The sequence below is a fragment of the Aeromicrobium choanae genome (assembly GCF_900167475.1).
In the GTDB taxonomy this organism is placed as follows: Bacteria; Actinomycetota; Actinomycetes; order Propionibacteriales; family Nocardioidaceae; genus Aeromicrobium; species Aeromicrobium choanae.
The window spans coordinates 1711739-1732480 of record NZ_LT796768.1; the positions used below are offsets into that span (position 1 = coordinate 1711739).

Annotated in this window: 13 protein-coding genes; 6 read left to right on the forward strand and 7 right to left on the reverse strand. The window is 71.9% G+C overall.

Translation table 11 applies throughout. The features are described 5' to 3' along the window. Positions 1-4 precede the first annotated feature (4 nt). Positions 5-2197, forward strand: coding sequence for a 3-hydroxyacyl-CoA dehydrogenase NAD-binding domain-containing protein (locus tag B5D60_RS08310; RefSeq protein WP_078699718.1), 2193 nt, complete (start codon positions 5-7; stop codon positions 2195-2197). A 61-nt stretch (positions 2198-2258) separates the two neighbouring features. Here B5D60_RS08310 and B5D60_RS08315 read toward each other — a convergent pair whose 3' ends face one another. Continuing rightward, positions 2259-3764, reverse strand: coding sequence for a sugar transferase (locus tag B5D60_RS08315; RefSeq protein WP_172806300.1), 1506 nt, complete (start codon positions 3762-3764; stop codon positions 2259-2261). Between the two features lie 179 nt (positions 3765-3943). Here B5D60_RS08315 and B5D60_RS08320 point away from each other — a divergent pair, with 179 nt between their 5' ends. After that, positions 3944-4525, forward strand: coding sequence for an LPXTG cell wall anchor domain-containing protein (locus B5D60_RS08320; protein ID WP_172806301.1), 582 nt, complete (start codon positions 3944-3946; stop codon positions 4523-4525). 55 nt (positions 4526-4580) lie between these two features. Then, positions 4581-6362, forward strand: a complete 1782-nt coding sequence (locus B5D60_RS08325; protein WP_078699721.1) for a DUF4012 domain-containing protein — start codon at positions 4581-4583, stop codon at positions 6360-6362. On the opposite strand, the gene B5D60_RS08330 is transcribed toward B5D60_RS08325, so the two are convergent. After that, positions 6359-6877 carry an arsenate reductase/protein-tyrosine-phosphatase family protein gene (locus B5D60_RS08330; protein WP_078699722.1) on the reverse strand — a complete coding sequence of 173 codons (519 nt, stop codon included), beginning with the start codon at positions 6875-6877 and terminating at the stop codon, positions 6359-6361. The genes B5D60_RS08325 and B5D60_RS08330 overlap by 4 nt on opposite strands. An 83-nt stretch (positions 6878-6960) precedes the next feature. Between B5D60_RS08330 and B5D60_RS08335 the strand changes: the two genes are divergently transcribed. Together B5D60_RS08335 and B5D60_RS08340 are read left to right on the forward strand one after the other, a co-directional pair. Beyond that, complete coding sequence (locus B5D60_RS08335; RefSeq protein WP_078699723.1) at positions 6961-8397, forward strand: polysaccharide biosynthesis tyrosine autokinase; 1437 nt, start codon at positions 6961-6963, stop codon at positions 8395-8397. A 68-nt stretch (positions 8398-8465) separates the two neighbouring features. Next, positions 8466-9329 carry an aldose 1-epimerase family protein gene (locus B5D60_RS08340; RefSeq protein WP_078699724.1) on the forward strand — a complete coding sequence of 288 codons (864 nt, stop codon included), beginning with the start codon at positions 8466-8468 and terminating at the stop codon, positions 9327-9329. On the opposite strand, the gene B5D60_RS08345 is transcribed toward B5D60_RS08340, so the two are convergent. Together B5D60_RS08345 and B5D60_RS08350 are read right to left on the reverse strand one after the other, a co-directional pair. Next, positions 9308-10765, reverse strand: a complete 1458-nt coding sequence (locus B5D60_RS08345; RefSeq protein ID WP_078699725.1) for an amino acid permease — start codon at positions 10763-10765, stop codon at positions 9308-9310. The genes B5D60_RS08340 and B5D60_RS08345 overlap by 22 nt on opposite strands. Positions 10766-10865: 100 nt before the next feature. Further along, positions 10866-12287, reverse strand: coding sequence for an FAD-binding oxidoreductase (locus B5D60_RS08350; RefSeq protein ID WP_231948686.1), 1422 nt, complete (start codon positions 12285-12287; stop codon positions 10866-10868). Between the two features lie 161 nt (positions 12288-12448). On the opposite strand from B5D60_RS08350, the gene B5D60_RS08355 reads away from it, so the two are divergent. Continuing rightward, positions 12449-15718 carry a BTAD domain-containing putative transcriptional regulator gene (locus B5D60_RS08355; protein ID WP_172806303.1) on the forward strand — a complete coding sequence of 1090 codons (3270 nt, stop codon included), beginning with the start codon at positions 12449-12451 and terminating at the stop codon, positions 15716-15718. 22 nt (positions 15719-15740) lie between these two features. Here the strand turns inward: B5D60_RS08355 and B5D60_RS08360 are convergent, their stop codons facing one another. The 3 genes from B5D60_RS08360 to B5D60_RS08370 form a co-directional block, all read right to left on the reverse strand. Beyond that, a complete protein-coding gene (locus B5D60_RS08360) occupies positions 15741-17840 on the reverse strand; it encodes an MMPL family transporter (protein ID WP_078699727.1) in 2100 nt (699 codons plus the stop codon). A 259-nt stretch (positions 17841-18099) separates the two neighbouring features. Next, positions 18100-19560: an SDR family oxidoreductase gene (locus B5D60_RS08365; protein WP_078699728.1), complete on the reverse strand. Its 1461-nt coding sequence runs from the start codon at positions 19558-19560 to the stop codon at positions 18100-18102. 176 nt (positions 19561-19736) lie between these two features. Next, complete coding sequence (locus tag B5D60_RS08370) at positions 19737-20693, reverse strand: hypothetical protein (protein WP_078699729.1); 957 nt, start codon at positions 20691-20693, stop codon at positions 19737-19739. Between the last annotated feature and the right edge of the window lie 49 nt (positions 20694-20742).

Here is a 20742-nt window from a genome sequence, read left to right on the forward strand (position 1 = left end):
ACGTATGACTGCAACCGACGCGGTGCGCTACGAGGTCGAGAACGGCATCGTCACCCTGACGATCGACGACCCGAACCAGAGCGCCAACACGATGAACGAGACCTACCGCGCCTCCATGGAGGCGGCGGTGAACCGTCTCGCCGACGAGATCGCCCAGGACGGCGACGCCATCAAGGGCGTCGTCATCACCAGCGCGAAGAAGACCTTCTTCGCCGGCGGCGACCTCAAGCTGATGACCCAGGCCACCCCGGACGACGCCCAGACGCTGTTCGACAACGTCGAGTCGATCAAGGCCACGCTGCGCCAGCTCGAGACGATCGGCAAGCCCGTCGTCGCGGCGATCAACGGCGCCGCCCTCGGTGGCGGCCTCGAGATCGCGCTGGCGTGCCACCACCGCATCGCGGCGGAGGGTCGCTACGAGATCGGCCTGCCCGAGGTCACCCTCGGCCTGCTGCCCGGTGGCGGCGGCGTCACCCGCACCACCCGCATGTTCGGCATCCAGGACGCGCTGATGAACGTCCTGCTGCAGGGCCAGCGCAACCAGCCCGAGAAGGCGCTCAAGATCGGCCTGATCGACGAGATCGTCCCCGCCGACGAGCTGCTGTCCGCGGCGCGTGCGTGGGTCGAGGCCAACGCCGGCAACGAGGAAGCGGCCACCCAACCGTGGGACCGTCACGGTCACAAGATCCCCGGCGGCACGCCCAGCAACCCCAAGCTGGCGGCCTTCCTGCCCAGCTTCCCGGCCAACCTCAAGAAGCAGCTCAAGGGCGCGCCGTACATCGCGCCGCGCCACATCATGAGCGCCGTCGTCGAGGGTGCCCAGGTCGACTTCGACACCGCCAGCCGGATCGAGTCGCGCTACCTGGTCAACCTGCTGATCGGCCAGCAGTTCAAGAACATGACGCAGGCGTTCTTCTTCGACCTCGGCGCGATCAACGCCGGTGGGTCGCGCCCCGAGGGCGTCGCCGAGCGCAAGGCCGAGAAGCTGGCCATCCTGGGCGCCGGCATGATGGGCGCGGGCATCGCCTACGAGGCGGCGCGCGCGGGCATCGAGGTCGTCCTGAAGGACGTCAGCGTCGAGGCCGCCGAGAAGGGCAAGAGCTACTCCGACAACCTGCTGACCAAGCAGGTCGAGCGGGGTCGCCTCACGGCTGAGAAGAAGGACCAGATCCTGGCCCGCATCCAGCCGACGGCCGACTACGCCGACCTCGCCGGCTGCGACTTCGTCGTCGAGGCCGTCTTCGAGTCGGTCGAGCTCAAGCACAGCGTCTTCGCCGAGCTCGAGCCGATCGTCAACGGCGACGCCCTGCTGGGCTCGAACACGTCGACGCTGCCGATCACCACCCTCGCCGACGGCGTCCAGCGTCCCGAGGACTTCATCGGCATCCACTTCTTCAGCCCGGTCGACAAGATGCAGCTCGTCGAGATCATCGTGGGCGAGAAGACGTCGGACGAGGCCCTGGCCCGCGCGATCGACTTCACGAAGCAGATCCGCAAGATCCCGATCGTCGTCAACGACAGCCGCGGCTTCTTCACCTCGCGCGTGTTCGGCACGCTCGTGATGGAGGGCGTCGAGATGCTCGCCGAGGGCGTCGACCCGGTCACGATCGAGCGCGCCGCGCAGCTGGCCGGCTTCCCGGGCCAGCCGCTCGCGATGTCCGACGAGGTCTCGCTGACGCTGCAGCAGAAGATCGAGGGCGAGGCCCGCAAGGCCGCCGCGGCCGAGGGCAAGGAGCTGCCCGTCACGCCCGCGTCCGAGGTCGTCAACAAGCTGGTCGAGCTCGGTCGTCCGGGCAAGGCGGCCGGCGCCGGCTTCTACGAGTACCCCGAGGGCGGCAAGAAGTTCCTGTGGCCCGAGCTGTGGAACCTGTTCGTCAAGGACGATGTGGACGTGCCGCTCGAGGACATCAAGGAGCGCCTCACGTTCATCATGGCGATCGAGACGGTCCGCTGCTTCGAGGAGGGCGTCATCCGCCAGGTGGCCGACGCCAACATCGGCTCCATCTTTGGCATCGGCTTCCCGCCGGTCCACGGTGGCGCGCTGCAGTACGTGAACGGCTACGAGTCCGCCACGGGCGAGATCGGCGTCAAGGCGTTCGCCGAGCGCGCCCAGGAGCTGGCCGAGAAGTACGGCGAGCGGTTCACCCCGCCCGCGCTGCTGCTCGAGAAGGCCGAGAAGGGCGAGAAGTTCGCCTGATCGCACTCCGCATGATGACGAAGCCCCGGTCCACCTGGACCGGGGCTTCGTCGTGGGTGGGTCAGACGGCGCCGTCCTTGGCCACGACGGCCCTGACGGTGCGCACCAGGATCTGCAGGTCGCCCATGAGGGTCCAGTTCTCGACGTAGTGCATGTCCAGGGCGATCGCCTCCTCCCACGAGAGGTTCGAGCGGCCGGAGACCTGCCACAGGCCGGTCATGCCGGGGCGCACCCGCAGGCGCCGCCGGGCCGTCTGGTCGTAGAGCGCGACCTCCCCCTCGCGCTGGGGGCGGGGGCCCACGAGGCTCATGTCGCCGTGCAGGACGTTGAGCAGCTGCGGCAGCTCGTCGATCGAGTACCGGCGGATGAACCGCCCCACCCCGGTGATGCGGGGGTCGTTCTCGACCTTGAACAGCGGCTGGCCGGCGGTGCCCTGCTCCTCGAGCAGCCGGGCGAGGTCGGCGTCGGCGCCCACGCGCATGGACCGGAACTTGATCATCTGGAACGGCTCGCCGTCGCGGCCGATCCGCTCCTGGCGGTAGAACACCGGACCCGGGCTGGAGAGCTTGATCGCGGCGGCCGTGGCGAGCAGGATCGGCGAGCTCAGCAGCAGGATCGCCATCGCGCCGCACCAGTCGAAGACCAGCTTCGGCCAGTTCCCGGCCTCGGCGTAGGTGGGCTCCTTCACGGCCACGAACGGCATCCCGGCCACCTCGCGCATGCCGATGCGCGAGCCGGCCACCGCCACGAGATTGGGTGACACGAGCATCTCGATGCCGGCGGACTCCAGCTCCCACGTGAGGTCCCGCAGCCCGTGGTGCCCGAGCTCGTCGGTGGCCGAGACGATCACCGCGTCCGCGCCGGCCATCTTGACCGCCGACTTCAGCGAGCGCGCCTGGCCCATGATGGGGACGAAGTTCTCGCCGACCCGCAGCCACTGGCTCTCGGTGGCGTGGACCGGCCGCCAGACCCCGGTCACCCGGAGGCCCTCGGCGGGATGGTTCGTGAACCAGCCGGCGATCTCACGGGCGTTCTCGGGCTGGCCCACGACGAGGACGTTCTCGACCAGGCGGCCGCGCAGGATCTCGCGGCGGCGCCACCGTCGCCAGATGCGTCGGGTGAACAGCAGCCCGATCAGCCCGAGGGGAAACGCGATGGCCAGGTAGCCGCGCGAGAGGTTGAAGTTCATCAGCAGCGTGACGATCGCGATGACGCCGAACACCGTGACCGTGACGTGCACGATCCGCTGGTACTCGTCGGCGGACCCGAGGACGTTGCGGTTGCGCGTGCCACCCAGGCGGAGGGCGAGCCACCAGCCGAACGTCAGGAGCACGCCGAACTTGGTGTAGCCCAGTCCGAGCTGGGGACCGATCGTGCCGGCATTGCCACCGAGCCAGATGTACTCCGACGAGATGATGACGACGAGCAGCACGAGCAGGTCGGTGACCGCGACGCGGCGTGCGTACTGACGGCGGGCAGCGCGAGTCCCCTCGGCCTTGAACAGCCGAGGCCAGGTGAGGCCCCCCGATGGGCCAATGATCCCGATGGACCGGTCGTCCACAGCCACAGGAGTCACGATAGGGGCGTTTGGGTGCGGCGGCGTACACGGGTCTCACCCCTTGGGCCATATGACCCTGGTTCCGAAGAACTATCGGGCGATGGTTCGACAGACTGGTAAGTAACTGTTTACATTTGCAGGGCGTCACCATTCTGTTGGTCGCTTCGAGGGGAACCCACCACATGTTCGTGAAACTGCTCCGACCCATCTCCTACGTCCTGGGCCTGGGGGCGCTGCTGCTGCTGGCCCTCGCCACCCCGGCCACCTCCGAGGGATACGGCGATCCCGCGATCGTCACCGACGGTGACGGCACCACCGTCGTCCAGCCGGGCGAGCCGTTCTCGGTCTCGTTCTCCTCCAACGTCGAGTGCTCGTGGTCCGCCCGCTTCAACGGCGACACGGCCCCCGGCGCCATCGGCTTCGACTACACCGCCACCTTCGACGCGCCGACCGATCCCGGCACGTACGAGGGCACGGTCGTCTGCCGCTACTCCACGGCGGGTCCGTTCCGTCCGATCGCCTACAGCGCCGACGCCACGCAGGCCGCCGCGCGTGACCAGGTGACGACGCAGACCTTCACCGTCGTGGTGGACGGCGACGCCGCTGCCGGCGACGACGAGGGCGCCGGCGACGACAGCGCGGCCTCGGCCGACAACGGCGCGCTCGCGGACACGGGCGGCTCCAACTGGGAGCTGCTCGCTCTCGGTGCCGGCCTCGTCGTGATCGGCGGCGGCGTGGCCGTCGCGGCTCGTCGCCGCAAGTCCGCCTGACCGCAGTGGGCACGTCGGCGAGCCGGTCCGCCCGGCACGTCGGACGGCGGCGGCCGTGGTGAACCGCATCTCCCGCAGGTCCGCAGTCCTGTGGCTCTCGATCGGATTCGCCCTGGCCGTCGCCGGCTTCGCCCTCGTGCCGTTCGTGCTCGAGGCGAGGTCCGTGGCTTCGAGCCTGGTGCGCGCCCAGGACAGCGCGGTGGCCCTGAAGCAGCAGATGGCCTCGGGCGACGCCGACGGTGCCGCGGTGACCCTGCGCCGGATGCAGGCCGACACCGAGCGGGCGCACCGGGTCAGCCGGGGCGGCACGTGGGACCTGGCCTCTCGGGTCCCGTGGCTGGGCCGCAACGTCGAGGCCGTGCAGGTGACCTCCGCGGCCATCGACGACATCGCCGTGCGTGGTCTCCCGCCACTGGTGGAGGCGGGCTCGGCCCTGTCCGTCGACAGCTTCCGCCCCAGCGACGGCCGCCTCGACGTGAAGACGCTCGGCACGATGGCGCCCGCGGTCTCCACGGCCGGCGACGTCCTGGGCGAGAACGCCGAGCGGATCCGCCGGATCGAGGCGGAGGGGCTGGTGGGTCCCCTCGTGCGCCCCGTGCTGGAGCTCCAGCGCCAGGTCGAGGACGCGAACCGGTCGGCCGATGCCGCCGACCGCGTGATGCGGCTCGCGGTGCAGTCGCTCGGCGTCGAGGGCGCCCAGCACTACCTGCTGGCCTTCCAGACCAATGCCGAGATCCGCTCCACGGGTGGCCTCGCGGGTGCCTTCGTCCTGCTGCGGACCGAGAACGGCCGGATCACGCTGAGCGAGCAGTCGGCGGCCGGCGACCTCAACCTGGCCGCCGACGGCACCCGGCTGCCCGACGCCAGGCTGAGCCGCGACGAGCGGGCGGCGTTCGGCACGATCATGGGTCACGACGTGCGCTCGACGAACATCAGCCCGGACTTCCCTCGGGTGGCGTCCATCTGGGCGGGACGCGCCGAGCGGACCTACGACGTCGACATCGACGGCGTGATCAGCCTCGACGCCGTCGCGCTGTCCTACGTGCTGCGGGGGATCGGGGCGATCGAGGTCGACGGCGACCGCCTCACCGCCGACAACGCGATGTCGCGCCTGCTCAACGGCGTCTACGTCGACCACGAGGATCCCGAAGACCAGAACGAGTACTTCGAGACCGCCACCGGCCGTACCTTCCAGGCCGTCATGAACGGCAGCGGCAACTGGGTCAAGATCGTCCGGGCGCTCTCGGAGGCCGCCTCGGAGCGCCGGGTCCAGATCTGGTTCCGCGACCCCGAGCGGCAGCAGGTCATCGCGCGGACGCCCGTCGCGGGCGAGGTCGCCCAGCCCGGTTCGTCACCGTACGTCGGCCTCTACATCACCGACTCCTCGCAGTCGAAGATGCAGTACCACCTGCGCTACGACACGCGCGTGAAGGCGACGACGTGCTCCGCCGATCGCAGCCAGGTGATCGTCGTGACCACCTCGTTCCGCAACCAGTTCAGCGGGAACCCGGAGAAGGCGCCGCAGTCGGTGACGGGCCGCGGCAACCGCACGCAGAAGGGCAACCAGCTCCTGACCTACCGCCTGCTGGCGCCGCGGGGCGGACAGGTCGTGGGCTTCACGATCGACGGCACCGACAAGCCGCTCGCCTCCAGCGACGTCACCTACCAGGAGCGCGCGGTGCAGTACGGCACCCTCACCATCGCGCCCGGGGACGAGATCTCGGTGACGTGGCGGGTGCGCACCGCGCCGGGCGCCGACGCGGACGCGCGGTACTTCGAGACCCCGGGCATCGCCACGTCGAGCAACGACGTCAAGGTGCCGAGCGCATGTTCCTAGCCGCCGAAGGCCGCCACGATCGCGGTGACCGCGCCACCGGCGCGCTCGGCGACCTCCGCATGCACGGCCGGGGGACGCCCGATCGGGTCCTGCAGGTCGGTGTCGGCCGGGCCCTGCGTGCGCAGCCCTGCGGCCGCCCTGACGATGTCGTCGACGCCGCCGGTCTCCGCGAGCTGGGCCAGGGCGGCGAACTCCAGCACCGTGAAGGTCCGGCGCAGCGCGCGGGGGTCGAGGTCGAGGACGTCGGCGCGGTGCGCCCGCGTCGCGGTCAGCGCGAGGTCGGCCCCGAGCACGAGGTCGCGCGTCAGCTGCTGCGCCGTGCGCTGCGGGACGGGCACGCCGCGGGCGCGCAGCTGGTCGGCGGAGTCCGGATCCATCGGGCGGCCGCGAGGCGCCCGGACACCCGCGCTGTCGATGGTGAAGAGTTGGGGATCGAGCCGGTGCCCGAGCATCGCGGCGACCATCGGGGAGCGACAGACGTTCGCCGTGCAGACGACGAGGATGCGGTGGCCCACGCGGTGCAGCCTAGCCCCGGCTCCCGCACGCCCGACCCGCTCGACCTCGGCACCAGTTCCCGTTCCGCCACCAGGAGGCCCGCATGGACGTGAAGGACTACCTGCGCATCGCGCGCGACCGGTGGTTGCTGGTCGCGTGCGTGGTGCTGCTGACCCTCGCGGCCACCGCCGTCTACACGGTCTCGATCACGCCGCAGTACCAGTCGACCGCGCGGCTCTTCGTCAAGACGCCGCAGAGCGCCGACGGCGGCGAGCTGCAGCAGGGCGGCCAGTTCAGCCAGCAGCGGGTGAAGTCCTACGCGACCCTGATCCGCGGCGAGGAGGTGGCCAGCCGCGTCGTGGAGAAGCTGCGCCTCGAGGAGACCCCGCAGCAGCTGATGGACCGCATCGAGACGAGCGTCGAGCTGGACACGGTCGTGCTGTCGGTCTCGGTCAGCGACCCCTCGCCGGAGCGCGCCCAGGAGCTCACCCAGACCGTTGCCGAGACGTTCGCCGGCTACGTCCGCGAGCTGGAGACCCCCGACGGCCAGGAGGACGCGCCGGTGAAGGCGTCGATCGTCGATCGCGCCACCGTGTCGGACTCGCCGGTCTCGCCCCAGCCCCTCCTCAACCTCGGGCTCGCCCTCGTGCTGGGACTGCTGCTCGGCTTCGGCCTGGCCATCCTGCGCGAGCTCATGGACAACGGGATCCGGACCCAGGAGGACATCACGGCCGTCTCCGGCCGCGAGGTGCCCGTGCTCGGCGACATCAACTTCGACCGCGACGCCGTGAAGGAGCCGCTCGTGCGCGGGCGGTCCGGCCACGATCCACGCGTGGAGGCGTTCCGCGTCCTGCGCACGAACCTGCAGTTCATCGACGCCGGCACGAGCCACAAGTGCTACGTCGTCACCAGCGCCGTGCCGTCGGAGGGCAAGTCCACGACCGCCGCGAACCTCGCCCAGGTGATCGCCGACAGCGGCCAGCGCGTGCTGCTCGTGGAGGCCGACCTGCGCCGCCCGAAGCTCGCGGAGTACCTGAAGCTCGAGGGCAGCGTCGGCGTGACGACGATCCTGCTCGGCCGCGTCGACCCCGAGGACGCCATCCAGAAGGTCAGCGGGACGCTCGACCTGCTGCCGTCGGGCCGCATCCCGCCGAACCCCGCGGAGCTGCTCGGGTCGCCCGAGATGCTGAAGCTCATCGAGCGGCTGCGCCAGGACTACGACATCGTCCTCATCGACGCCCCGCCGCTGCTGCCCGTGACCGACGCCGCTCCGCTGGCCGCCGCGACCGACGGCGCGATCATGGTCATCAAGCACGGATCCACCACCACCGACCAGTACGCGTCGGCCCTGGACCGCCTCTCCAGCGTGGACGCGCGCCTGTGCGGCGCCGTCGTCACGATGTCCCCGAAGCCGAGGAAGCGCCGGCGCGGATACGGCTACGGATACGGCTATGGATACGGGTACGGCTACGAGCCGGAGACCGCGCGCCGGGCCCGGAAGCGGTCGCTGCTCCGCGACCGTGGCGACGCCTCCGTCTGATGTGACCTTGGTGATGTCGGGTTCGTTTGGCGTGCGGCGGGAGGGGTTCGGTGTCTACCGTCGGTGACATGACCCCCCTCGTCCTGCACGACCGCGAGATCACCGTCGCCCTGTCGCACCACGGGGCGGAGCCCGTATCGATCCGCGACCAGGACGACCACGAGTACCTCTGGTCGGGCGACGATCCGTGGCGTCGCCACGCCCCCGTGCTGTTCCCCGTCATCTGCCGGGTGCCCGACGACCGCATCCGGGTGGGCGACGAGACGTTCCCGATGCCCCAGCACGGCTTCGCCCGCGATCGCGAGTGGAGCGTGGTCGACAGCGCCCACGATCGTGCGTCCTTCGTGCTGGTCGCCGACGAGGAGACGCGGCGGTACTACCCCTTCGACTTCGCGCTGGCGGTGACCTACTCGGTGGAGGGGCGCAGCCTCTCGGTGCAGTACACCGTGGAGAACCGCGGCGACGAGCCGATGCCGTTCGACCTCGGCTCCCATCCGGCGTTCGTCTGGCCGCTCGAGGACGACCAGCCCCGCTCGATGCACCAGGTCCGGTTCGACGAACCCGAGACGGCCCCCGTGCGCCGTGTCGTCGACAACCTGCTCACCGACGAGCGCTTCGACAACCCCGCCTGGGACCGCGTGATGACGCTCAACGACGCCTGGTTCACCGACGGCGCCGTGATCATGCCGGAGGTCGCCAGTCGCGGCCTCGTCTACTCCTCCGGGGCCGGTCGCCAGGTGCGGCTGACGTGGGAGGGGTTCACCGGGATCACGCTGTGGTCGGTGCCCGGCGCACGCTTCGTGTGCATCGAGCCGTGGCGCGGCCGGCCCGCGCCGACCGACTACGTGGGCCAGTTCGCCGGCAAGCCGGGCAACGCCGTGGTGGCGCCGGGCGGGCGCGAGGAGCTGTCCTACCGCGTCGAGCTGCTCTGAGCCAGCCGCGAGTGCCGGCGGCCGTAGGCGAAGTAGATGACGATGCCGATGGCCATCCAGATCGCGAAGCGCTCCCACGTGAGCAGCGACAGGTTCAGCATGAGCCAGATGCAGGTCAGGATCGACCCGCCCGCCACGAGCGGCGCGAACGGGACCTTGAACGCCCGCTCCAGGTCGGGCCGGGTGCGCCGCAGGATCAGCACGCCCGCCGAGACCAGCACGAACGCGAACAGCGTGCCGATGCTGACCAGGTGACTCAGCTCGGCCAGCGGCACGAAGCCCGCGAGGATCGCCACGAAGGCGGTGGTGATGATCGTGATCCGGTGCGGCGTGCCGAAGGTGGGGTGCACCTTCGCCAGGCCACGCGGCAGCAGCCCGTCGCGGCACATCGCGAACAGGATGCGCGACTGGCCCAGCAGCAGCACGAGGATCGTCGTGGTCATGCCGGCGACCGCGCCGAGCGAGATCAGGTTGGCCGCCCACTCGATCCCGTTCGCCGAGAACGCCTCGGCCAGCGGGGCGCCGGTGTTCATCCGGTCGTCGGTGTAGGGCAGCATCCCGGTGATGACGAACGACACGGCCATGTAGAGCACCGTGCAGATCAGCAGGGAGCCCAGGATGCCGCGAGGCACGTCCCGCTGGGGGTTCTTGGTCTCCTCGGCGGTGGTGGCCACCACGTCGAAGCCGATGTAGCTGAAGAACACCACCGAGGCCGCCGCGACGATGCCCATGACGCCGAACGCGGTCGGGGCCATGCCGAAGACGGCCTGGATGAGCGGCTGGTCGGCGCCCTTCGCCAGCTCCTGCTCCTGCGCGGGCGGGATGAACGGCTTGTAGTTCGCGGCCTTGATGAAGAACAGGCCGGCCACGACCACGAAGAGCACGACCGCGACCTTGATCAGCACGAACACGCTCGTGACCGAGCTGGACAGCTTCGTGCCGGCGATCACCAGGAACGACAGCAGGATGACGATGCCGATGGCGGCGACGTCCACGACCGCCTCGTCGCCGGCCACCTGCGTGGGCAGCTCGAGCAGCTCCTGGAGGTAGCCCGACCAGCCGCGGGCCACCACGGCCGCTCCGAGGGCCAGCTCGAGCAGCAGGTCCCAGCCGATGATCCACGCGATGAACTCGCCGAGGGTGGCGTAGCTGAACGTGTACGCGCTGCCCGCCACCGGGACCGTGGCCGCGAACTCGGCGTAGCAGAGCGCGGCGAGGGCACAGACGGCTCCGGCGATGAGGAAGCTGATGACGATCGCGGGCCCGGCGTGGTTGTGCGCCTCCTGGCCGGTCAGCACGAAGATGCCGGTGCCGATGATGACGCCGATGCCGAAGACCATCAGGTCGCGGGCGCTGAGGTCCCGCTTGAGGCGGTGCTCGGGCTCGTCGGTCTCCGCGATCGACTGCTCGACGGTCTTCGTGCGGAACAGGCTCATGGCCACGACTCTGGCCCTCCGCCCACGCGCCTGCAACCGATGCCCACCGCCTGAGCCCGCCGGGACTGGGGGTCTCGGCGGGCTCGGGCGGCGTGGCGGGTCAGCGGGTGGGCCGACCGTTCTCGTACAGCCGCGGGATCGCGTGATTCGCGACGAACACGCCGTCGGGGTCGACCGCGGAGCGGACCGCGGCCAGCCTGAGCCATACCTCGTCCGCGTAGGCCGTGCGGGTGTCGGTCGGCTCCTCGGCGAAGTTGAGGTACGACCGCCCGTTCGACCACGGCCCGAGGGCCGCGACGGCGCGCTCGCCGGCCGAGGCGATCATCGAGCCCAGCTCGGGCGTGGGCGCCATGCCCCCGCACACGAGGGCGAACTCGCCCTCGAGGTGCGTCAGCACGCCGCCGCCCTCGTGGGGCCGGCCGAGCGCGCCGCCCAGCTGGCGCAGCTCGGCGATCATGAGGGGCGTCTCGACGCCGGGGCCGAACAGCCCCAGGAACGCCTCCGCGCCGGCGTCGTCCAGCTCGCGCAGCATCGTCGAGCGGATGATGCCGGGCGCCGGCTCCTCCGGATCCATGTGCAGGTGCACGAGGGTCTCGCTCGGGACCCGTCCGAACGTGTCGAGCTCGGGCTCCAGCGCGCGCAGCGGGGCCAGGATGTCGGCGGCTCGCTCGTCGTCGGCCAGGACCGCGCCGTCGATCACGACGATGGTGCGGCCGCGGAGGAAGTCCGGCATCTCGGGGATCGGGGGGATCCGCAGGATGCGGAACGACGTGGTCACCTCGTCGGGGGCGACCGGCGCCCACGCCCGCCACATGTCGAGCACGCGCGGAGCCATCTCGACGTCCCACATCAGCAGGCCGGCGTAGGCGGTGCTGAAGTCGTACGCCCGGAACTCCAGCGCCGTGACGATGCCGAAGTTGCCGCCGCCTCCGCGGACCGCCCAGAACAGCTCGGCATGGTGCTCGGTGTCGGCGCGCACGAGGTCGCCGTTCGCGAGGACGATCTCCACGGCCGTGAGGCTGTTCGCCGCGAGCCCGAGCTTGCGGGCGTACCAGCCCATGCCGCCGCCCAGGCTGTAGCCGGCGATGCCGACGTCGACCGAGGAGCCGTGCAGGACGGTGAGCCCGTGCTCGGCCGCCGCCTTCACGGCGGGCAGCCACACGGTGCCGCCGCCGACGCGGACGATCCGGCGCTCGGGGTCGACGCTGACGTCGTTCAGCTCGCTCGTGCGGACGATGACGACGTCGTCGAGGCCGCCGGCCGCGAGGGGGCCCGCGTTGTGGCCGGTGCTCTGCGGTGCGACCCGCAGGCCCGCCGCGTGCGCGGCGCGCACGATCCGGGCGACGTCGTCGGCGTCGCGGGGGACGGCGACGGCGGCGGGACGCTGGTCGACGGCGAGGTTCCAGGCGGCGCGTGCCGCGTCGTACCCGGGATCGCCGGGCAGGTGGATGGCGCCGCCGGCCAGTCCGCGCAGGCGGTCGGCCGGGCGCTCGAGCTGGTCGAGGGTTTCGTTGATGGACACGGTGGTGCTCCTTGGTGGGGGGATTCGCTTCCTGTCCCCGAGAGCATCGGTCGCAGCGCTTGATACGGACTGGGATCTGGCTTGGAGTCCCGGGACTGCGGGGGATTCGCCCATTCCGCCGATCCCTGTCGGTGGCCCGGGAGCGTCCCTATGCTTCGACTGTGGAGCTGACGGTGCTGGGGCCGGTGGCCGTCTCGGCGGACGGTGTCGATCTGGATCTCGGCACGCCCCGGCAGCGCACGCTCGTCGCCGCGCTCGCGCTCTCCGGCGGTCGGCCGGTCGGCGTCGACACGATCGTCGACCTGGTGTGGGGCGACGCCCCGCCGGCCGGTGTCGCGACGACGCTGCAGGCCTACGTCTCGGGCCTGCGCAAGGTGCTCGAGCCCGGCCGTGCGCGCCGCGCGCCCGCGGAGGTGCTCGTCACGGTCGCGCCCGGCTACGCCCTGCACGTGTCGGAGGAGGACGTCGACGCCCACGCCTTCGAGCGCGAGGTCGCCGACGCGAACCGACTGCTGGAGTCGGCCCTGCCGACCCGCGCCGCGCTCGAGGAGGTGGACGCGATGCTCGGCACGGCGCTGGCGCGGTGGCGTGGCCGTCCCTACGCGGAACTCGGTGACGCACCGGCCGCCGTGGCCGAGCGCGCGCGGCTCGAGGAGCTGCGGCTCGTCGCGCTGGAGGACCGCGCGGTCGCGGCGCTCGCCCTGGGCCGCCATGCGACGGCCGCGGCCGAGCTCGAGGCGCTGACGACGGCCCATCCCCTCCGGGAGCGGCTCTGGGCACTGCGCGCGCTCGCCCTCGCGCGATCCGGGCGTCAGGCGGAGGCGCTCGAGGTGCTGCGCCGGGTGCGCTCCGTGCTTGATGACGAGCTCGGCATCGAGCCGGGGGCGGAGCTGCGAAACCTGCAGACGGCACTGCTGCGCCAGGACTCCGCGCTGGACTGGAATCCGCCCCCGGAGCCCGCGGACGAGGGCTCGCCGGCCTCAGCGCCGTGGCCGATGGTGGGGCGCGACCAGCAGCTCGCGGCCCTCGCGCGCAGTCTCGACGCCGCTCTCGCCGGCACCACCTCGTTCGCCGCGATCACCGGTGAGCCCGGGATCGGCAAGAGCCGGCTCGCCACAGAGCTCGGACTTCGGGCCGCGGCGGCGGGTGCCGTGGTCGCCGTGGGCCGGTGCTCCAGCGACGAGGGCGCGCCACCCCTGTGGCCGTGGCGGTCCGTGCTCGAGGAGCTCGGACTCGACTTCCCCGACGTCACCGACGCCGCCGACGACTTCCGCGTGCGCGAGGCGATCCTCGCCTCCGTGCGCGAGCAGGCCCGCGGGCACGCGGTGGTCGTGGTCCTCGAGGACCTGCACTGGGCCGACCCCGCGAGCCTGCGCTGCCTGATGCTGCTCGCCGAGTCGGTCACGGACGCCCGCCTGCTGGTGGTGGCGACGTGGCGCGACCATCCCGAGCCGTCGGGCCTGTTCGCCGACGCGGCCGAGGCGCTCGCCCGCCGCCACGCGGTGCGGCTGCACCTGTCGGGCCTCGGTCCCGACGAGGTCGCCGAGGTCGTCGTCGGGGTCGCGGACTCGGCTCCCTCGCCAGCCCAGGTGGAGGCGCTGCACGAGCGCACCGACGGCAACCCCTTCTTCCTCGTCGAGTACGCGCGGCTGGCTGGTGAGCGCGGTGACCTGGCGGCCCTGCTCGCCGAGGACGACACACCCCGAGCGGTCCAGGACGTGCTCACCCGCCGGCTCGCCCGGCTGCCCGAGGACACCCGGGCGGCGCTGGCCACCGCGGCGGTCGTGGGCCGGCAGTTCGACGGTCCGACCCTCCGTGCCGTGCTCGGCACGGACGACGAGGGCGTGCTGGACCTGCTCGAGCCGGCCGTCGAGGCCGGTCTCGTCGGGGAGGAGGGGATCGACCGGTACTCCTTCGCCCACGCGCTCGTGCGCGACAGCCTCTACGCGGGACTCTCGGCGTCGCGTCGCGCCCGCCGGCACGCGATCGTGGCCGCCGCGATCGCGGGTGCGGACCGCCCGTCCGAGGAGGCGCGGCACTGGCTGGCCGCCGGTCCGGCCCATGCGGCCACCGCCTGGCGCGCGGCCGAGCGCGCGGCGGAGGCGGCCCGCGCGCTGCACGCCCACGAGGACCGCGCCGAGCTGCTCACGGCAGCCCTCGGGGCGATGTCGGCCGACCCCGGTGCCACGACCCGGGACCGCTTCGACGCGCTGATGGAGCTGGCCGACGCCCACCGCTGGTCGGCGCGCTGGACCGAGCTCGCGGCCGACGTCGCCGAGGCGATCGGCGAGGCCCGCTCGCTCGGCGACCCCGAGCTGCTCGCGCGGGCCGCGCTCGCCACCACCCAGGGAGCGCTGTGGCAGTCCAGCCACCACGGGCAGGTGAACGAGGACGTGGTCGCGGCCCTGCGTGAGGCGCTCGCCGACCTGCCTCCCGATCCGTCGGCCCTGCGGTGTCGCGTGATGGCCGCGCTGGCTAGCGAGCAGTACTACACCGCGCCCTTCGCCGAGCGCGCCGACCTGGTCGCCCGGGCGCGGGCCATGGCCGACGATCTGGGCGACCCCGGCCTCGTGGTCGACGTCGCGCAGGTCGGGGTGGCCGCCCTGTGGACGGCGGGCACGGCCCTCGAGCGCGCCGCGTGGGCCGAGGAGTCCGCCCGGCTCGCCCGCGATCTCGGCCGCGACCGCGACGTGGTGATCTCGACGACCCTGCAGGCCGTCGCACTCGGCGAGGCGGGCCGTCCGCTGCAGATGCGCGAGGTCATCGCGCCGGCCCGTGTCGAGGCCGACCGGCTGCGGCTGGCCTACGCGCAGCTCGTCCTCGACGGGCTGGAGATCCCGTGGCTCGCGATGGCGGGCGAGTTCGAGGCGTGCGCCGCGGCGCTCGAGCGGATGCGCCGCCTCGAGCGCACGGTCACGCTCCCGCAGTCGGACGTCGCGATCCTCGGCGCCGAGCTGGTCCTCACCGTGTGGAGCGGGCACGCCGAGGACGTCGTCGACCTCCTCGTGGCGATGGAGGAGACCGACCCCCTTCCCCTGACCTCCGTGACCGCTGCACTGCTCTGCCGAGCCGGCCGGGTGGACGACGCGCGCGACCACCTGCGGCGGTACACCGTGGACCTCGACCACGACGACTGGTTCTCGATGCTGGCGTGGTGCAACGCGGCCGAGGCGGCCCTGTACGTCGGCGACCGGACGCTGGCCGCCGACGCGCTGGCGCGGATCGCGCCGTTCCCCGGCTTCAGCTGCTCAGCGGGGTCGGGCAACGCCTCGGGCCCCGTCGACCACTACATCGCGTGCGCCCACGCGGCGCTCGGCGACCTCGCGGCGGCGCGAGCCCACGCCGACCGGGCCGAGGAGCTGTGCGAGCAGTGGCAGATCCCGCTGGCCGCGCAGCGACTGCGCGACCAGCGGGACCACTTCGGCTATTGAGCAGAGCGGATTCTGAGCGACCTCACCGGGTGGTGACGAGCTCGCGCTCGTCGCCCTCGACGTCCACCTGCGGCAGGGCGCGGTCGAGCCACGCCGGCAGCCACCAGTTCCACTTCCCGAGCAGAGTCATCGTGGCCGGCACGAGGATCATCCGGACCACCGTCGCGTCGAGGAACACGGCGGTCGCCATGCCCAGTCCCAGCATCTTGACGACGAGGTCGCCCTCGGTCGCGAAGCCGAGGAACACGAAGACCATGATCGCCGCTGCGGCGGTGATGACCTTGCCCGAGGCGGCCAGGCCGTGCACGATGCTCGCGGTCGCGTCGCCGGTGTCCAGCCACTTCTCACGGATGCGGCTCAGCAGGAACACCTCGTAGTCCATCGAGAGGCCGAACAGGATCGCGAAGATCAGGATCGGCACCCAGCTGGACACGGGCGCGGCATGGTCGATGCCGAGCAGGCTCGCGCCCCAGCCCCACTGGAAGACCGCCGTCATGACGCCATAGGCGGCGCCGATCGACAGCAGGTTCATGACGGCCGCCTTGAGCGGGATCACGACCGAGCGGAACACGAGCATCAGCAGCAGCACCGAGACCGCCACGACGAACCCGATGACGATCCACAGCCGGTGCGACAGCATCTCCGCGAGGTCGGCGAACATCGGCGTCTGGCCGGTGACCTCGACCCCGGCCGGGAGGTCGGCCCGCAGGTCGTCCACCAGCCCGGAGGTGCGGGCGTCGGCCGGACCGAACGCCGGCTCGGCGGTCAGCACGGTGATCGCTCCGTCCGGCGAGGCCATCGCCGGGGAGACGGACACCAGCTGGTCGTTGCCCTCGAGGGTCTCGCGCACGGCAGCCACCTCGGACGGGGCGAGCCGCGCGTGGTCGACGACGATCGAGATCGGCCCGGTGGCTCCCGGCCCGAACGCGTCGGCCGTCAGGTCGTACGCGCGCCGCGTGGTCGCCTCGGTCGTCTGGTTGCCGTCGTCCTGGGGCCACGTGCGCATGTCGAGCACGGGGGCCGCCAGGGCGATCATCACGGTCGTGCCGAGGAGCGCCCACAGCAGCGGGCGCCGCGTGACACCCTCGGCCCAGCGGGCCGTGAGGGGCCGCCCGGTGCGAGCCCGGCCACGGCGCACGCCGCGGGAGAGCACCTTGCGTCCGGCGAACCGGCACAGCACGGGCACCATCGTCAGCGCCGTGAGCATGACCGCCACGACGGCGATCGCGGTGGCCCAGCCGAACGTCGCGAACGTCGGCAGCCCGGTCAGGCCCAGGCCCAGCAGCGAGATCAGCACGGTCAGCGACGCGAACACCACGGACTTGCCGGCGGTCGCGAGGCTGCGCCCGGCCGCCTCCTCGACGGAGTGGCCCTGCGCGAGGAACTCGGCGTGCCGGCTGACCAGCAGCAGGGCGTAGTCGATGCCGACGCCGAGACCGACCATCGACGCGACCATCGGGGCCGAGGTCGAGACGTCCATCGTGGCGGCCAGGAGCGTGACGCCGGCCGAGCCGACCGCGAGTCCGGCGACCGCGACGAGGACGGGCAGTCCCGCGACGACGGCCGAGCCGAAGGCGATCAGCAGGATCAGCACGGCCGCGCCCACGCCGATAAGCTCGCCGTACCCCTTGATCGGGGCGCTGGCGGTCGCCGGCTGGTCGCCGCCGAGCTCGACCTGGTAGCCGGCGTCCTGCGTGGCCTCGACCGCCTTCTCCAGCGGCTCGATGTCGCCCATCAGGTCGGGGTGGGTGACCTCGGTGTCGTACGCGAGGTGCACGACGGCCGTGTGGCCGTCGGCGCTGATGCGGGGCGGGCTGACGCTCGAGACGTGCGCGACGTCCTGGAGACGCTCGCCGAGCGTGGTGAGGACGGCCGCTGGGATCGCGCGGTCATCGTGGACCACGACGTTCGCGGAGGCGTTGCCGGCGTCGGGCAGGTGATCGCGCAGCAGCTCGATCCCGCGCTGGGACTCGGCGCCAGGGACGTTCCAGTCGTCCTGGGTCGAGCCACCGAACGCGGAGCTGGCGGCGAACACGAGCGAGGCCAGGATCAGCCAGCCGACGAGCGTGCGCCACGGGTGCAGGGCCGTCGTGCGGCCGAAGCGGTACAGGAGGGAGGACATCTGTCTCGGTTCCTTCAGTGGGGGGATGGTTCCTGCCACCGAGAGTCGGCCCGAGACCTTGCGCCCGACTTGGGGGTGACTTGGAGCCCGATCGGGCACGACCTCCCATGAACCGCGGGCCCCCGCCCTGATACGCGCGCACCCCACGCGCCGCACTTTTGTGCCGCCTCTCCCCACTTTTGTGACGCGGTTCGGCCGCCAGCGCGCCCGCGGGCCGACTGGCGTCACAAAAGTCGGGCCGGGGGGTCGGTTCCGAACCTCAGGAGCGCGACTCGGCGGCTTTGGCCACGTTGCGCTGCATGCCTCCGAAGATGAAGCCGTGGAAGGGCGCGACCGCCCACCAGTACAGGTGCCCCAGCAGGCCGCGCGGGTGGAACAGCGCGCGCTGGTGGAACGAGGTCGTGCCCGAGTCGTCCGAGCCCACACGCAGCTCCAACCACGCGAGGCCGGGCACCTTCATCTCGGCCCGCAGCCGCAGGAACTCTCCCTCGACCTCTTCCTCGACCCGCCAGAAGTCCACGGCGTCGCCCACCACCAGCCTGCTGTGGTCGCGGCGCCCGCGACGCAAGCCCGGACCGCCGAAGGCGCGATCGATCAGGCCGCGCACCTCCCAGGCCAGTGGCCACGAGTACCAGCCGTGGTCGCCGCCGATGCCCTCGATGACGGCCCACAGGTTCTCCGGCGACGCAGCCACCTCGCGGGTGCGCTCGTCGGTGTAGAGCGAGCCGCCGGCCCAGTCGGGGTCCTCGGGCAGCGGCTCGGAGGGGGCGCCGCGGGTGGCCGCCGACGTCCACCGCGTGGGCACGTCGAGGTTCCGGATCTTCGTGAGCGCGAGCTCCACGGCCCGCTCGAACCCGGTCAGCCCTCCGGGCGGGAGGTGGACGTAGCGCCAGATGTCGTCCTCCTGCGCGACCACGGTGTTGCGCAGGCTCTCCACGAGAGGCCGTGCGAGGTCCGCGGGCACGGGAGTGATGAGGCCGACCCAGTGGCTCGAGAGGCTCGGTGACAGGACCGGGACGCGCAGGATCCGGCGTCGGGGCAGCTCCGCGACCTTCGCGTAGCCCTGCATCATCTCGAGGTAGGTCAGGACGTCGGGGCCACCGATGTCGAAGCGACGATTCACGTCCGGGGGCAGGTCGACACAGCCCACCAGCAGGTGCAGGACGTCGCGGATCGCGATCGGCTGGGTGCGCGAGTCGACCCAGCGGGGTGTGATCATCGCGGGCAGCCGCTCGGTCAGGTAGCGCAGCATCTCGAACGACGCCGAGCCCGAGCCGATGATGATGCCGGCCTGCAGCACCGCGGTGGGCACGCCGGAGTCCAGCAGCACCCGGGCCACCTCGTCGCGCGAGCGCAGGTGCTCGGACATCTCCTCGTCCTTCGGCACCATGCCCGAGAGGTAGACGATCCGCCCGACGCCCGCGTCCTTCGCGGCCTCGGCGATCGTCGCGGCCATCTCGTGCTCGGTGCGCACGAGGTCGCCGCCGGAGCCGATCGAGTGCAGCAGGTAGTAGAAGACGTCGACGCCCTCGCACGCGCGGCGCACGTCCTCGGCCTTCGTCGCGTCGCCCACGACGATCTCGACGCGGTCGGCCCACGGGTGCGCCCGCGCCTTGCGCTCGTCGCGCACCAGGACGCGCACCACATGGCCGGCGTCGAGCAGCTGTGGCACGAGCCTGCCGCCGACGTACCCGGTGGATCCCGTCACGAGAGTGCGCATGCCCCTCAGTCAACGGTGCGCCGCGCGCCCCCGCGACTTTTGAGACGGGTTGCCTCCCGCCCGCTTTCCCGCCCGCCTGCTCCTCCTCGCCCAACTTTTGTGGCACGTTTCGGCGTGCCGCCCCCCTGCTGACCGATTCCCGTCACAAAAGTTGCGCTCGGGAGCCGGCAGGTCCGTCAGAGGCGAGGCTTCGGCAAGCGCGCCAGCTCGCGGAGCTCCGCGGTGGCGTGGGTGGGCGCGGGAGCGGTGCAGCCGCGCGACACCAGGGCGCGCCAGACCCGGGCGACCAGCGTGGGCGGGGAGCGGAGGTCGTCGGCAGTCAGGACGACGACGAGCCAACCGTCGGCCTCGAGCGATTCGCGCCGGATGATGTCGATCCGCCGTTGCGAAGAGGAGCGCTCGTGGTACCAGCCGTCGTACTCCACCACGATGCGCCACCGCCTCAGGACGAGGTCGCCGTGCCAGGTGGGGCCACCCGCGACGGTGATCGCGCCGTTGGTCTCCGGCTCGGGAAGTCCGCACGCCGCCATGATCAACCGCGCGTCGGTCTCCATGAACGAGCCGACGCGTTCCCGCATGCGCCATGCGGTCATCCGCGATCGCCGCACGCCGTGGAGGTGGTGCGTCCACGCGAACCCCGCGAAGCCCTCCGGCGTCAGGTGACCGGCCCTGACGAGGGCGTCGCCGAAGCGGACGATCTCGGCCTGGCTGAGCGAGATCGCTGCGTCCACGAGGCAGCGCTCCGGGCTGAGCACGGGAAGGTGACCGACCGCTCCGGGGCGCAGTCCGGACTGTCGGCGATGCAGCGTGACGGCAGGGGATCGGACCTGCGTGGCGGAGTTCGTCGACCAATGGCGCGGCGCGTGCAGCCCTGGTGACTCAGGGAAGTCCGCAGGCAGGTGCAGGTACAACCCCGTGACATGGCTGACGGCGGCGTCACGTGGGAGCATCAGCCGGTCGGCAGCGAGGAGAAGTGCCAGCGTGCGCGGCTCGTCGGCCGCGCACCAGACGCCGTGGCCGCGGTGCAAGAGCTTGAACGCCGGCCCGTAGAGCCGATGCTTCGTGACGCCGAGCGCCAACGCCTCGGAGGTGGTGAAGGGGCGGCCGCGCAGTGCGGGAGGGATTGACGCCATCGCTGAACCCTGCGATTCGAGGGGGGCCGGTGAGAACCCCTCGCCGAGC

Coding starts and splice junctions, on each gene's coding strand:
- B5D60_RS08370 (WP_078699729.1), bottom strand. CDS start 20,693: ATGGCGTCAATCCCTCCCGCACTGCGCGGCCGCCCCTTCACCACCTCC.
- B5D60_RS08345 (WP_078699725.1), bottom strand. CDS start 10,765: ATGAGCCTGTTCCGCACGAAGACCGTCGAGCAGTCGATCGCGGAGACC.
- B5D60_RS08365 (WP_078699728.1), bottom strand. CDS start 19,560: ATGCGCACTCTCGTGACGGGATCCACCGGGTACGTCGGCGGCAGGCTC.
- B5D60_RS08335 (WP_078699723.1), top strand. CDS start 6,961: ATGGACGTGAAGGACTACCTGCGCATCGCGCGCGACCGGTGGTTGCTG.
- B5D60_RS08340 (WP_078699724.1), top strand. CDS start 8,466: ATGACCCCCCTCGTCCTGCACGACCGCGAGATCACCGTCGCCCTGTCG.
- B5D60_RS08360 (WP_078699727.1), bottom strand. CDS start 17,840: ATGTCCTCCCTCCTGTACCGCTTCGGCCGCACGACGGCCCTGCACCCG.
- B5D60_RS08310 (WP_078699718.1), top strand. CDS start 5: ATGACTGCAACCGACGCGGTGCGCTACGAGGTCGAGAACGGCATCGTC.